Annotated in this window: 13 protein-coding genes; 7 read left to right on the top strand and 6 right to left on the bottom strand. The window is 47.1% G+C overall.

Annotated features, from left to right (window positions below):
• Positions 1-118: 118 nt before the first annotated feature.
• The 3 genes from AZ602_RS03095 to AZ602_RS03085 form a co-directional block, all read right to left on the bottom strand.
• Positions 119-1,693 carry a TonB-dependent hemoglobin/transferrin/lactoferrin family receptor gene (locus tag AZ602_RS03095; RefSeq protein ID WP_103033656.1) on the bottom strand — a complete coding sequence of 525 codons (1,575 nt, stop codon included), beginning with the start codon at positions 1,691-1,693 and terminating at the stop codon, positions 119-121.
• Positions 1,626-3,134 carry a TonB-dependent receptor plug domain-containing protein gene (locus AZ602_RS03090; protein ID WP_103033655.1) on the bottom strand — a complete coding sequence of 503 codons (1,509 nt, stop codon included), beginning with the start codon at positions 3,132-3,134 and terminating at the stop codon, positions 1,626-1,628. Before AZ602_RS03090 ends, AZ602_RS03095 begins: the two co-directional genes overlap by 68 nt.
• A gap of 154 nt (positions 3,135-3,288) precedes the next feature.
• Positions 3,289-3,702 carry a YbaN family protein gene (locus AZ602_RS03085; protein WP_103033654.1) on the bottom strand — a complete coding sequence of 138 codons (414 nt, stop codon included), beginning with the start codon at positions 3,700-3,702 and terminating at the stop codon, positions 3,289-3,291.
• Positions 3,703-4,066: 364 nt separating this feature from the next.
• Here AZ602_RS03085 and AZ602_RS03080 point away from each other — a divergent pair, with 364 nt between their 5' ends.
• Both AZ602_RS03080 and asd read left to right on the top strand, forming a co-directional pair.
• Positions 4,067-4,624 (top strand): biliverdin-producing heme oxygenase, encoded by a 558-nt coding sequence (locus AZ602_RS03080; protein WP_103033653.1) that lies wholly within the window; start codon positions 4,067-4,069, stop codon positions 4,622-4,624.
• Positions 4,625-4,743: 119 nt separating this feature from the next.
• Positions 4,744-5,586: an archaetidylserine decarboxylase gene (gene asd / locus AZ602_RS03075; RefSeq protein WP_103033652.1), complete on the top strand. Its 843-nt coding sequence runs from the start codon at positions 4,744-4,746 to the stop codon at positions 5,584-5,586.
• A gap of 25 nt (positions 5,587-5,611) precedes the next feature.
• On the opposite strand, the gene AZ602_RS03070 is transcribed toward asd, so the two are convergent.
• On the bottom strand, positions 5,612-8,569 hold the full coding sequence (locus AZ602_RS03070; RefSeq protein WP_103033651.1) for an ATP-binding protein: 2,958 nt from the start codon (positions 8,567-8,569) through the stop codon (positions 5,612-5,614).
• A gap of 373 nt (positions 8,570-8,942) precedes the next feature.
• Here AZ602_RS03070 and AZ602_RS03065 point away from each other — a divergent pair, with 373 nt between their 5' ends.
• The 3 genes from AZ602_RS03065 (at position 8,943) to AZ602_RS03055 (ending at position 12,333) form a co-directional block, all read left to right on the top strand.
• The gene (locus tag AZ602_RS03065; RefSeq protein ID WP_103033650.1) at positions 8,943-10,409 is read left to right on the top strand and encodes an NAD-dependent succinate-semialdehyde dehydrogenase; all 1,467 of its coding nucleotides are present in this window, start codon (positions 8,943-8,945) and stop codon (positions 10,407-10,409) included.
• A gap of 217 nt (positions 10,410-10,626) precedes the next feature.
• Positions 10,627-11,550, top strand: a complete 924-nt coding sequence (gene cysM, locus AZ602_RS03060; RefSeq protein ID WP_103033649.1) for a cysteine synthase CysM — start codon at positions 10,627-10,629, stop codon at positions 11,548-11,550.
• Positions 11,551-11,556: 6 nt separating this feature from the next.
• Positions 11,557-12,333 carry a 3'-5' exonuclease gene (locus AZ602_RS03055; protein WP_103033648.1) on the top strand — a complete coding sequence of 259 codons (777 nt, stop codon included), beginning with the start codon at positions 11,557-11,559 and terminating at the stop codon, positions 12,331-12,333.
• A gap of 108 nt (positions 12,334-12,441) precedes the next feature.
• Here the strand turns inward: AZ602_RS03055 and AZ602_RS03050 are convergent, their stop codons facing one another.
• Together AZ602_RS03050 and AZ602_RS03045 are read right to left on the bottom strand one after the other, a co-directional pair.
• Entirely contained in the window at positions 12,442-12,774 is a 333-nt protein-coding gene (locus AZ602_RS03050) for a type II toxin-antitoxin system RelE/ParE family toxin (RefSeq protein WP_103033647.1), read from the bottom strand.
• Positions 12,775-12,789: 15 nt separating this feature from the next.
• Positions 12,790-13,068 carry a hypothetical protein gene (locus AZ602_RS03045; RefSeq protein ID WP_103033646.1) on the bottom strand — a complete coding sequence of 93 codons (279 nt, stop codon included), beginning with the start codon at positions 13,066-13,068 and terminating at the stop codon, positions 12,790-12,792.
• A gap of 177 nt (positions 13,069-13,245) precedes the next feature.
• Here AZ602_RS03045 and AZ602_RS03040 point away from each other — a divergent pair, with 177 nt between their 5' ends.
• Positions 13,246-13,488 carry a hypothetical protein gene (locus tag AZ602_RS03040; protein WP_103033645.1) on the top strand — a complete coding sequence of 81 codons (243 nt, stop codon included), beginning with the start codon at positions 13,246-13,248 and terminating at the stop codon, positions 13,486-13,488.
• Complete coding sequence (locus AZ602_RS03035) at positions 13,485-13,853, top strand: type II toxin-antitoxin system VapC family toxin (RefSeq protein WP_103033644.1); 369 nt, start codon at positions 13,485-13,487, stop codon at positions 13,851-13,853. The genes AZ602_RS03040 and AZ602_RS03035 overlap by 4 nt, the downstream gene beginning before the upstream one ends.
• The last annotated feature ends 6 nt before the right edge of the window (positions 13,854-13,859 follow it).

Below are 13,859 nucleotides of genomic sequence, written 5' to 3'. Positions count from 1 at the left end.
ATAGCACACAGCATGGCAAAACCAACTAAATTGATGCGCGGCTGTGGTCATGGTAGTTGTTGATAAGCAGTAAAAATCCCCTTGAAAGATGTTCAAGGGGATTAGATGGGCGGTCTGATTAGAATTTAAATTCAGCACTGAGTTTAAAATTACGCTCTGGTGCGTAGAATCGATGGATGCCTTGACCTGTCGTTTGATTAATCATATTACTGGTGCCAAATGAGCGGATGGATCGTGCCGAATCCCAAGTTAAGTATTTTTTGTCAAACAGATTATACACGCCTGCTTGCAATGTCACATGATCTGTCGGGCGATAATACGCGGTCAAATCCCACAGACGATAAGCATCACTGCGCCATTTGACTTGACTATTATCCGCACCCTCTTCGCGATAAAACATATTATAAGTGTCTTCAGCTTTTTTGGCATCCACATGCGTCAGATACAGATTGGCACCGAATTTTTCATTGGCATGATCATAGCCGATGCCGATCACCGAGGTGCGCGGCTGAATGGCGTTGATCGGTATGTCGCCAGCCATGCGGCCTTTTTGATCGGTAAATTTGTAGCTGGCATTCACCCCTTGTAGTGATGGGAAAACCTCGCCGACATTGAGCTTAGCATCAATTTCGACACCTGTAATTTTGGCTTTATCAACATTGACATTCTGATACAGTTGATGCTGCAAGGTCGGAATATTGCTTTCATAAGGGTTTTTAAAGGCTTTTTGACCCAGATAATCCAAATTTAAAAAGTCGTCATAATCACTTTGAAATACACTGGTAGTCACATGCCCCAATTTGCCATGCAGGGTCAAAGCCAGCTCTTTATTGTGCGCGATCTCAGGTTTTAGATCGGTATTTGGCAAAATGGTGAAGTCAGGATGCTTGAAAGTAAAATACATCTCATCACTGGTAGGCGTTCTAAAGCTACGGGCATATTTCAATTGCAATCTGGTAAAGCTCGTTGGGTCATATGTCGCACCCAATGCATAAGAGTGTGCTGAATATTGTTTCGGCTGAGCAAAGTAGGCGATATTTTGGGCAGGATTATCCGCCACGCTTTGCTGATACACATCCTCAGCATTCTGCCAAGCGGTTAAATCGGCGATGAACTTTGGATCTGATGAGCCTTGATATTGATCATCCCACCAATTTGGTTTGGTGCCATGTGTCGGTGTTGGCAATGGCACGAACAGCCCTTTGACCATATCATCAACGATGGCTGGACTCTCACCCGCGACATAATTGGGCTGATATTTGATCTTATCATAACGATAGCCCACATCCAGACGCAATTTGTCAGTCACTTGAATTTTATCGGCAAAATACAGCGCCCCTGTCTTTGTGGTGACAGGAATCAAAAATGAGCTAAGCGGTGAATGGCTTGGGCAGGCATAAGTATTGGTATTGCGCGAATGCCATCGATCGACATTGGCCGTGTCTTTGGCCTCAGCGCAATTGTCATACAAAGACTTGCCATCTTTTCTAAGGCCGATAAATCCCTGCGCCCACCACTGCGGCAGATGCGCAAAAGAGCCATCTTGATTGACCATCGAGGTGTCGGTTTCGCTGTACATGCCGCCATAGCTCAGCTGATGTGCCATATTGCCGATGTGTAGATATTTATCCGCATCGACATTCAGCTGCTTGGTGTCGGTCTTTAGATGGGCGCTGTTTGTACAGTCTTTCAAGAAAACCCTGCCCGACTGGCGTCAGTAGATAATCACTATAGCCTGCATCCTTGACTTTGGCATATCGCTTGCCATCATGGTCAGTCACGATATTATCTGTATCAAATTCAAACTGCTTCTCGCTCAATGTTGGATTCCACTGATCATCATAGCCCGAGTGATAGCCCAAAATCGATCCAGTACAATCAAATACCGAACAATCGAACCACGACTGATTCAGCCGTCGATTCAATGAAAATGCCGCGCCATCCACAGGCACGCCATCGATACTGACCACAGTGTCATAGCCGACTTTTGTGACGGTGGGCAACTTACCATTCTTGTCCACAATTTTGCCATCTTTGACTTGCCAGCCCATCGGATTGGCAATCTCATTGCACGACAAATTACCCTCGCAGTAGTCATCGGTGCGCGCGACATTGTCGATTTTTTGTTGATGATAAGACAGCTTTAGCCCATCCCGCAGCGCATTGGCATGATGATTTTCGTAGCTGACACCGAACATGCTGCGCTCACTTTTATCATCGGTGTGTCTTAGTCGGATCTCGCTGCGATCATAATAATCACTGGCATTTAGATTATATGAAAAATCATGACCTTGGGAGCTAAGCTTGCTGGTGTCTGCCATGATGGTGAATCGATGCTCATCATTTGGCGCGTAGGATAATTTACCCAGCCAGCTTTCTTTGTGTATGGTATAAGGATCGGCCTTTTCGCGTTCGCGACCTTGCAAAAATTCATCATATCCATCATAACCATAATTCTCAAACTCATGCCCCTCGCGCTCGGTTCGAATGATCAGCGCCTCAAGATCGGCAAAGCGCCCAGCCAATGTGGTGGTGTTCATGCGTTCATTATTGGCGGTGGCATAGCCAATTTTATGGCTGGCAAAATAATCTTTGTCCTGCAAAAAATCTTGTGGAGCTTTGGTCTGGTATTGCACCATGCCACCCAAAGCACCGCTACCAACCACAAGTGAGCTTGCACCTTTGGTGACGATGGCGCGCTTTAAATGCTCGACCTCGACACCGTTTCTGGTGTTATTAAAATTACCATAGCCCTCGAACAGCTCTTTAAACCCTTGTGATGACAGCGTCTGTGCTTGGTGCAGGCCATCGACGGTGACAGCGACGCGGTTTTCATCGACACCCCGAATGGCAAAGCCGCTTGCGCCCATGCGCCCTGTCTCAACCACCGACACGCCTGTCTCGTATCGAACCAAATCCCTGCTATCCAATGCCATCGTGCGCGCGATCTGCGCCTGATCAATATGGCTTCTGGCCAAGGCGGATTGGCGGATGATTGTCACCGTCTGGGTATCTAGCACCACCGTCGGCAGATCTGTCTCACCAGCACCTTCATCAGCCTGCGCTGCTGTGGCATACATGGCCAAGGCAATGCTGATGCTAAGCGCAAGTGCGGTTGGTTTTGCATGGGTCATGATTAGCTCCTGTAATCAAAATTGCTCAATGATTGCCCAATTATAACCAACTGTGTTTATATTGTAAATAAGAATTGTTATTATTATCATTATCAAAATAAAAAAATTTCCAATCTTCGTTCAAAGATTGGAATTGGTCAACAGGCGCGTTTGTTCAAGCATTGGGTAGGCGCGCCATCCAAACCGCCACCAAGACAGACACAACCGCCATCACGACACCCAGCCATAGCCAGTCATCGGGCAACCTTATAAACATCACCACCGTCGATATCGCCATCATCGTCCATGCCAGATATTTGGCAAAGCGTGGCATCGCGCGGCGTTCTTGCCAGTCGGTGATCATCTTGCCAAACAGCTGATGCGACAGCAAATAGTCATAAAACCGCTGCGAACTTCTCGCCCAGCAATAGCCCGCCAACAGCACAAACACCGTCGTCGGCATCCCTGGCACAACCACACCAATCAGCCCAAGCACCAAAAAAACCACGCCCAAGCCAAAAAATACGCCTCGGATGAGCGCATTGTTGTGGATCAGGCTGTCGGCAGGTCGTTTCATGGTATTAAGCATATCAAACTCCAAAAGCACTAAGCAATGTTTGGCCGCAATATTTGATTAATCATTGGGAATTAACGGCAAAATCTGATCAGCCATCAGTTTTTTGATTATTTTATCCAATCATTAATCAAATAAACAATCAATAAAATCAATCATTATCTTTGGCGTGCTGTGGCTAATCACTGCTTGATGACTGTTTGGGCAAATTTTTATTTGGTGCATCATAAATATGGTAGCATGACAGGTTTTTGTTGTAAATAGAAATGATTATCATTATTTATCTTATTTACAAATGGACGAAAATTTGTTACCTTATTGCCAAAAAAAATTGACACACGCCAAACCCACTCATCTATGAGTCCAAGGAGATTATCGCATGACACTGACCGAAGCACTCAAAGAACATTCACGCACCACACACGACAGCGTTGATCATCTGGTGATGTCGATGCAGCCATTTGCATCATTGGATAATTATCGCAAATTTCTGCAAGCACAATACGCCTTTCACCAAACAGTCAATCCCATCTACCATCATGATGCACTTGCCGAGCGTATCGATGGCTTAGCTGAGCTTGCTCGATTTGAACGAGTCAAGTCAGATATGTCGGATTTGCAAGTTGAGCCATTTGCTGGTGAATTACCAACGCCAAGCTTTAGCGATGATGAAGCCATCGGCTGGCTATACTGCGTCGAAGGCTCTAATGTCGGTGCTGCGATTTTGTACAAAGAAGCAGGCAAAATTGAGTTGTCTGATACGCATGGCGCAAGCCACTTAGCAGCGCATAGTGATGGCCGCTTGGCACATTGGAAAGACACCAAAGCAAAGATTGATACGCTAGAAACCACCATCGACAAGGCATCTGCACTCAAAGGTGCTGATGATGCCTTTGCGTATTTTAAGCAAGTGATTCGTGCGATTTATGGTGAATAATCTCATCATCAAAAACAGCCCAGATGGTCAGATGATTGTCTGGGTTTTTCACATTTATCAACTTACAAATCTGCTTTGATGTGCTAAAATGAGTTAATTTTTTAGCGAATATCATCATTATGAGCCTATTTACCCTTGCCCAAAATCTTATCCCACAACAAGCCTTGAGTGAGCTGGCTGGCAGCCTTGCCAAAAGCCAAAATCCTTATGTCAAAAAAGCCCTAATCCACAGCTTCGCCAAAGCCTACGGCATCACACTCGATGAGTATGAGCGTGGCTCACTGGATGATTATGCCAGCTTTAATGACTTTTTTACCCGTGAATTAAAGGATAATACTCGCCCGATTGATGCAGATACAAACAGCATCATCTGCCCTGCTGATGGTACAGTCTCGCAAGCAGGCACAATCCTTCACCAATCCATCTTGCAAGCCAAAGGCCGTGATTATGAAGTCGGTCAGCTACTGGCTGATTATGATGATGGGCAGTATTTTATTGATGGCAGTTTTGCGACGATTTATCTAGCACCGAGCAACTATCACCGTGTGCATCTGCCTTTTGATGGCAAGCTGATTGCCACTCGCTATGTACCAGGCACACTGTTTTCGGTGAATAATGCCACTGCCGAGTCAGTACCTGATTTGTTCGCACGCAATGAACGCTTGGTATGTCTGTTTGAGACTGGGTTTGGTCGTGCTGCGGTGGTACTGGTCGGTGCGATGATTGTGGCGGGGATTGAGTGCGTCGCGACTGGTCAGATTCGCCGTACACCGTACATTCAGTATCGTACGCATGATATGGATATGAAAAAAGGCGATGAGCTTGGCAGATTTTATCTGGGCTCGACAGCGATTGTTGTATTGCCAAAATCAGCAGGCAATACTTGGCTCGATGGCATCACTCATGGTCAAAAAGTAGTGATGGGTCAAGCCATCGGCACATTGGCGCAAGCGTCAGCATAAGCTGCCCAAGCTTCAGCCATCATGTTCAAATCGATGGCTGAATGATGCTGCCAAGATCAATCGACTGCAGCGCATCAAGCGCATCGATCAGTGCGCGATAAGCAGGTCGCATGGCGATGAACTGACTGGCGCTCACCGCCGTGATGTCTGCTCGACACCGCTCTTCAAATGCCTCAGAGGTCGCCCTAAGTCTGGGTACGCCTGTATAGCGCGCCGCTCCAACCATCCGATGGCTAATGTCTGCCAGCGCCACGCGATCGCGGTCTGCCCACGCTCTTTCTAGTGCCTGACGCTCGCCCTCGGCGCTGTCGATGAGCATCTGTAAGAGTTTTTTGGCCAGATCTGGCTTGTGGGTTGAGCGTGTCAGCGCATCTTGCCAATCAACATCCATCAGCTGCTCAGCTGCCTCAATCGGCGCATCCATCGCGTCAGCTTGTGCTTCGGGCAGCGATTGAATCACCTGTAGCAGATCGGCATCGCGATGGCTATCACCGCTACGCTCCAGCCATTTTTGCAAAATCTGTATCAACTGCATCTCACCCACAGGTTTGCCGACATAGTCATCAAGCCCTGATGACACCAAGCGATCTTTTTCGTCGGATAAGCCATGTGCAGTCAATGCAATGATCGGTACTGGCGCCACCATGTGCGCGCGCTCGATCTTGCGAATCTCAAGCGCCGCCTCAAGTCCCGACATGCGAGGCATCTGCACATCCATAAAAATCATGTCAATCGGCGCCATCGAACCTGTGATGCTCTGGGTCATTTTTTCGATGGCATCAAAGCCATTACTGGCTGTCACCACCTCCACACCCAGCTCACCCAGCAGTGCATCAAGTACCAACAGATTTGGCAAATGGTCATCGACAGCCAAAATGCGCCGACCGACAAATTTGGCCTGAGCGGATATGGTCGCCGCCACCGTCTGCTGATTGGACAGCATCGCGTGCAGCTGACGCCGATCCAAAGGCTCGTACAGTGCATGTGTCTGATAGCGCATCAACAGCTGCTCATTGATGCCCACCTGATAGCCAAAGCTGGCAAGCTTGCCCTGATAGCGCAGGCGTATCTGGCGCAAGATGGCACCGACATCATCTTTGGCGGCATCTTGGCCGAAGTTATCGACGATGACCCAGTCGTATTGCACCTCATTTTTATCAATTTTTTCTAATAAATCTGCCAATCCGATGGCGACAGTCAGCTGTACTTTGGTGCCTAATAAGCCAGCCTTTAAGACCTGCAGTGTCGGCGCATGATTGATCCACACCAACAGCTGCATCGGCATCTGTAGCGCCGATGGGATCTGCGTATGATGATCAATATCCAGCTCATCCTCGACGCCTGTTGGCATCTCAAACCAAAAAGTCGCACCCGCATTGGCAATGTTTTCACCGCGATTATCATAAAAGCCAATCGCGCCGCCCATCAGCTGTGTCAACTGCTTGGATATCACAAGCCCCAAGCCTGTGCCGCCATAGCGCCGAGTGACAGACAGATCGCCTTGGCCAAAGCTGACAAACAGCTTTTGCTTGTCACTTTCGCTCACGCCCTTGCCCGTGTCCTCAACTTCAATGCGTAAAAATCCTGACTGCTGTGCCAAACTCACACGCACCACCACACCGCCTGAATCGGTGAATTTGATGGCATTGCCGACCAGATTTGTTAATATTTGCTTAACTCTTAAACTATCACCAATGACTTGAGTTGGCACATCATCATAAAACAGCACCGCCAAGCGCAGCCGCTTTTCAAACGCTGCTGGCGACAGCATATCCACCACATCATACACCGCGGCACGCAGATCGAATTGATGGCTTTCCAAGACAAGCTTGCCTGCCTCCATCTTAGAAAAATCCAACACATCATTGACCAAAGCCAATAAATGCGCGCTGGATTTTTTGATGGTCTGTACATATAGATTTTGTTCGCCAGTGAAGGTGGCTTTTTTTGCCAATAAATTGATAAAGCCATCGATACTGTTCAATGGCGTGCGCAGCTCATGGCTGATATTGGCCAAAAAAGCAGATTTGGCTTGACTGGTTGAGATCGCGGCATCACGGGCATTGCGGATAGAGATATTTTGCATCTCCATCTCATCAAAGGCTTGCTGCAAGTCTCGTTCGGTCTCGTCGGCGTGATTTTTTAGCTCTGTAAAACTGCTGTCGAGCCGCTTGATGGCACGGGTGAAATCATCCTTGAGCAGCGCAAATTCACCATTGGTTCTCAAAGTCGGCAGCCGCGACAGATTATCGGCATTGAGCCTTTGCAAATACAGACGCATCTCATAAATCGGTGCAATCCAGCGCTTAGAGTAGATATTTAAAATCAACAACAGCAGCAAAATCGTCGTAAGACCTGTGATGGTCAGCGCCAGCGCCACGCGATATGAAGCGATCGTCAAGGGCGTGCTATCCATATCCACCAAAAGCCAGTAGCGCTTATCATCAAAAATAAACGACTTGCCATAAGCAGTACCGACCGCGGTAGGTAAACGAAAAATCTCATTGGCGGTCAAATCAAAATCGCCCCATGACAGATCCGTCTGCATCCCCGTACTAAATAGCACTTGTCCGACGCCATCCATCACCGCGACGCGCTGCACATGCTGATTACGCGATTGTTGTAGCTGCACAAACCAATTTTCATTATAAAACGAGCCATCAACATCGAGCGCTGTGGCTGCAGCTTGCTTGTCGTTGTTTGGGGCGATGGCTGATAAAATCTCATCATCAGTCATCTGTGCTGCACGCTCATCCAAGCGGGCTTGGCGATGCTGAATGTCGGTCAACAAAGGGCGCACAATGGCCTCATAGCGCACGAGCGCCGCCTGTGCCATCGTGTCTTGCTCAGCCAAAATCGCTCGGCGCGCCTCAGTCATGACAATGTACGAACCTGCCAATGCCAAAATCACAATCGGCAAAAATACCAATAAAATCAGCTGCCCATAAGCGCTTTTGATGCCATAGCTTTTTTCGATTTGCATAATATGTCCATCACGATAGATAAACGCACTATAGCAAAAAATCACAAAAAAAGCACCATGAGTAGCATGATGCTTTGATGGATCTCAGCTTGCCTGCTGATCTTTGACTTTTTGGCAAATGTAGCGTCCGATGGGGATGGCGGATGTCGCTGCTGGACTTGGGGCGTTGCATACTTCAAAGACAACACCATAAAATAACTGACGGTTCAGTTACAGGAAACGCTTGTCAGTACCAACCGTAGTTTTTATAATGCAAGAATATACCTAAATAAGTCATTACTACACCAAGATGCACCAGTGACATAACATCGAATACCACCACCATTCATGATCGGTCCATCCCATCTTAAATAGTACAAAGAGGAGTCTTTCAATGACAATCACTACCCACCTAAAAAATCCTGCTCTCATCCGTGAATCTTGCCATATCGATGGCGCATGGATCGCCGCCCAAAGCGGTAAAACCATTGACATCACCAATCCATTTGATGGCTCGCATCTCGGCTGTGTGCCTGATTTATCTGCCGATGAAGTGCGTACTGCGGTTGCCGCTGCCGAGACTGCCCAACACGCATGGGCAAAACTCACCCCCAAAGATCGTGGCGAGATTTTGCACAAATGGGCAGATTTGATTGATGCCAATATGGATGATTTGGCAGTCATCATGACGCTTGAGCAAGGCAAGCCGCTTAGCGAAGCCCGTGGCGAAGTGGCGTATGCCAACAGCTTTATCCGTTGGTTTGCCGAAGAAGGTAAGCGTGTCTATGGTGATGTCATCGCAGCCACCAACCCTGCCTTACGCTACACTATCCTAAAGCAGCCCGTCGGTGTCTGTGCTGCCATCACGCCGTGGAATTTCCCAGCGGCGATGATTACTCGTAAAGCCGCTCCTGCACTCGCAGCTGGCTGTACTATGATTGTCAAGCCAGATAGCCAAACGCCATTTTCTGCCATCGCCATGATGGTGCTTGCCGAACAAGCAGGCCTGCCAAAAGGCGTACTGCAAATCGTCACAGGCGATGCCCCAACCATCGGCAGTGTACTAACCAAAGACGAACGCATTCATAAGCTATCCTTTACAGGCTCGACTGCTGTCGGTCGCCTACTGATGGAGCAATGCGCCAGTACCGTCAAAAAACTCTCGCTAGAGCTTGGCGGTAATGCCCCATTCATCGTCTTTGAAGATGCCGACCTTGAAAAGGCAGCTGCTGGCTTGATTGGCTCAAAATACCGCAACGCAGGACAAACTTGCGTCTGTGCCAACCGTGTCTATGTCCAAGACAGCATCAAAGATAAATTCTTAGAAATTTTTAAAGCAAAAGTTGATGCCCTAACAGTCGGTAACGGCATGACATCAGGCGTGGAAGTCGGGCCACTCATCAATGATAAAGCCTTGCAAAAAGTGGAACATCTTTTAAACGATGCTTTGGATAAAGGTGCAACACTCATCACAGGTGGCAATAAAAATGATGCCAGCAAATTAACCTTCAACCCAACCATCATCAGTGATATCACTCCTGAGATGGACATCTACCGTGAAGAGATTTTTGGCCCGATTGCACCTGTATTTACCTTCTCAAGCGAAGAAGAAGTCATCACTATGGCGAACGATACCATCTATGGCTTGGCAGCGTACTTTTATACCAATGATTTGGGTCGCTCGTGGCGAGTATCTGAAGCTTTGGAATATGGCATGGTCGCCCAAAACACAGGGCTGCCATCCACCGAAGTTGCCCCCTTTGGCGGTGTCAAGCAATCAGGCTTTGGGCGTGAAGGCTCAAAATATGGCATCGAAGAGTACATCACCACCAAATATTGGTGCATGGATGTGAACGCATAATGCCCAAATGCATATCATCAACTCAAACGACCAATTTTTAAAATTTGGCACGAAGAAAATTTACTTATATATTAATAATATTATAAGGTAAATTTCAATATATTCAGCCAAAATCTCAAGGCAGTACCACAAGTGCCTTTATATGAAGTTGATACTGCTTGGCTGATTTAAAATATGCTATAATTGCCCCATCATAGCAATTAGAATAAGGCAAACAATGACAGACTTTATCCATCATACCACCACGCTATCTGACTGCGTGGGCAATACACCACTGGTCAAGCTATCCACACTTGGCAAGAACACAGGTGCGACACTGCTTGCCAAGCTAGAAGGCAACAACCCAGCAGGCTCAGTCAAAGATCGCCCTGCCTTTAATATGATCTATCAAGCCGAACAGCGTGGCGATATCAAACCAGGCGATACGCTCATCGAAGCCACCAGTGGCAATACAGGCATTGCCCTAGCGATGGTCGCTGCCATGCGTGGCTATCAGATGACACTACTGATGCCTGCCAACTCCACCCAAGAGCGTAAAGATGCAATGACTGCCTATGGCGCGACACTGATCGAAGTCGCTGACGGTATGGAAGCAGCACGAGATCTGGCACTACAGATGCAAGCTGAAGGCAAGGGCATCGTGCTCGATCAGTTTAACAACGCTGACAACAAGCAAGCCCACTACCTAACCACAGGCCCTGAGCTGTGGGAGCAAACCGATGGTAAGATTACACACTTTGTCAGCAGCATGGGCACCACAGGCACCATCATGGGCGTGAGCCAATATCTCAAAGAACAAAACCCCACCATCCAAGTCATCGGACTACAGCCAGATGACGCTTCAAGCATCGCAGGGATTCGCCGCTGGCCTGCTGAGTACCTACCAGGGATTTTTGATGCGTCATTGGTCGATACCATCATGGATGTCAGCCAAGCTGACGCCGAACGCTATATGCGTAAGCTGGCTCGCGAAGAAGGCATCTTCTGCGGTGTATCATCAGGTGGTGCGGCGTGGGCAGCACATCAGATCGCCAAAGACAATCCTGATGCCGTGATTGCCTTTATCGTGTGCGACCGTGGTGATCGCTATCTATCCACAGGACTGTTTGGTGTCGTCGATACACCATCAGATTCAGAGTAAGCTGATATGAATAGCCAATCACCGATACTGGTCTTTGACATTGAGACCATCCCTGATGTTGAGACGGGTCGCCGTCTGTATCCGACGCTCAAGGACTTGGATGATGCCGATGCACTGTCTGCCTTGACCGCACTGCGTCAGGCTGAAGCAGGCACGGATTTTATGCGCCTGCCCTTGCACAAGGTGGCGTGCCTGTCGTTTTTGTGGTTTGATGGGGTGAGTTTTCGTCTCAAATCGCTATCGCTTGAGACGATGAGCGAAGATCAGATTTTGGCGACTTTTTTGCGTGCCTTTGACAAAAAACCCACCTTAGTCAGCTGGAACGGTGCAGGCTTTGACATTCCTGTCATCATGTACCGAGCCATGCATCACAAGCTGTCCGCCCCTGCCCTATTCAATCCTGCCATCAAGCCTGATTATCTGTATCGCTATGGTGAGATGCACATTGATTTGATGGATAAGATGTCTTTGTATAACGGCTATCAACGCCAAAAGCTCGACACCATCGCAAGCTTATGCGGGTTCGCTGGCAAAGGTGATATCGATGGCTCACAAGTCGTACCGATGGTGCAAGCAGGCGACTGGCAAAAGCTTACCACTTACTGTGAATCAGATGTACTGAACACTTGGCTGATTTACCTTAGATGGCTGATATTGACTGGCAAAATGGACACGCCTGCCGCTGATGGGCTGATCGATGCGACTTATGGCTTTGTGGAATCACTGCACAATGCCGATGGCTCATTGCGCCATCAAGGATTCTTGGATGCGTGGGTGCGGTAGATTTTTTGACTGCTTAATCTTCACCCAACTCAATAACAATAAAACCGCTCATACCTTGATGATGATCACAATTGGCATGAGCGGTTTTTCACCTTTCGCCACTTTATCTTAGTCTTCCACGCCAAAGAGTCGGCGAGCCGTCTGTGGATTTTCCTTGGCATGGCGTATTTGTGCCACCACCACAGTGTGATAGCGATGATCGATAAAATAATAAATCAAGATGGGAAATCTTGTTAATATCATCTTATAAATAGGGGACTCATACCGATAAAATGCCACCACATGACGCTCTGGAAAAGTCTGCAAAGTCTCAATACTCTGCATGACATAGTCAGCAATGCGGTCAATGAGTATTTGATCGCTTGACACCTTGTCATAAAATTCAAGCAGTGATTTCAGATCATCCCAAGCTGATGATAAAACTGTGATTTGAAAACTCATGACATCACTGATATATCACTTCGCTTGATGTAAATTGGCGACAAACGCCTGTAAATCCTGCTTGGCACTCGTCCAATCCATCATAGGTGCTTGATTGGCATAATACGCATCAATCCGCTCAGTCAAGATTGCATCAGCTCGCCGATCGGCTTGATATTCTTGCTCTTTGGCGATGACGGCTTTTTCGATGACTTCATTGATGAAGTGGTTGGCGGTGGTTTTTTCTTGCTTTAAGATGGCATCGAGTCTGTCTTTTAGTTCAGGTTGGATTTTGGCACTGATACTCGCAAGCATGGTAAGTTCCTTAGGATTAGAAAGTTTTCTAATTTATTCTTATTGTAGTGGAATTGAAGTGATAAGACAAGCCATCGCAGGGATTCTTACAGCTATTTTGATACAAAGCATATTTTGCAATTTAATAAAAATACCAGTAGAATAAAATCAATAATAATAGCAAATAAGGAAAATACCATGTTAATCGAAATCAGCACCTTGCCACCCATTATCCAAGAGCAGATTTTACAAATCCAACACGGCGAAACAGTGCAATTCACCAATCATGGTCAGATCATCGGTGAATTGGTGCAAAACCAAGCCACTGATGATAGTGATAGTCTGATGGCAACATTTGGGCTATGGAAAAATAATCAAATTGATGGCTTGGCATATGAGCGTAAGATTCGCGATGAATGGGATAGAGAGTGGGAAAAATGATCTTAGTTGATAGCAATATCATCATCTATCATTTAAATGGTGTCGCACAAGCCACTCGGTTTTTGTACGAGCATCGTGGTCATATGTGTATCTGCATGATTACTGTTGCTGAAGTGCTTTCTTTTGCACCAAATGCACAAGCTTTGGCAATGACTGAAAAAATGTTGCACGAGCAATTTACATGGATTGAAATTAGTCGTGAAATTATCTTAAAAAGTGCAGAACTGCGCCGTGAAAAGAAAATCAAATTGCCTGATGCCATCATCGGTGCAACAGCAATTTGTCACCAATTAAAACTTGCCAGTAGAAATCACAAAGACTTTGAGCATCTACCAATCACACTCATCAATCCTATTGACGAATAAGCCCAC

It is taken from the genome of Moraxella sp. RCAD0137 (genome assembly GCF_002894025.1).
GTDB lineage: Bacteria > Pseudomonadota > Gammaproteobacteria > Pseudomonadales > Moraxellaceae > Moraxella > Moraxella porci.
This window is presented reverse-complemented; position numbering and strand designations above follow the sequence as displayed.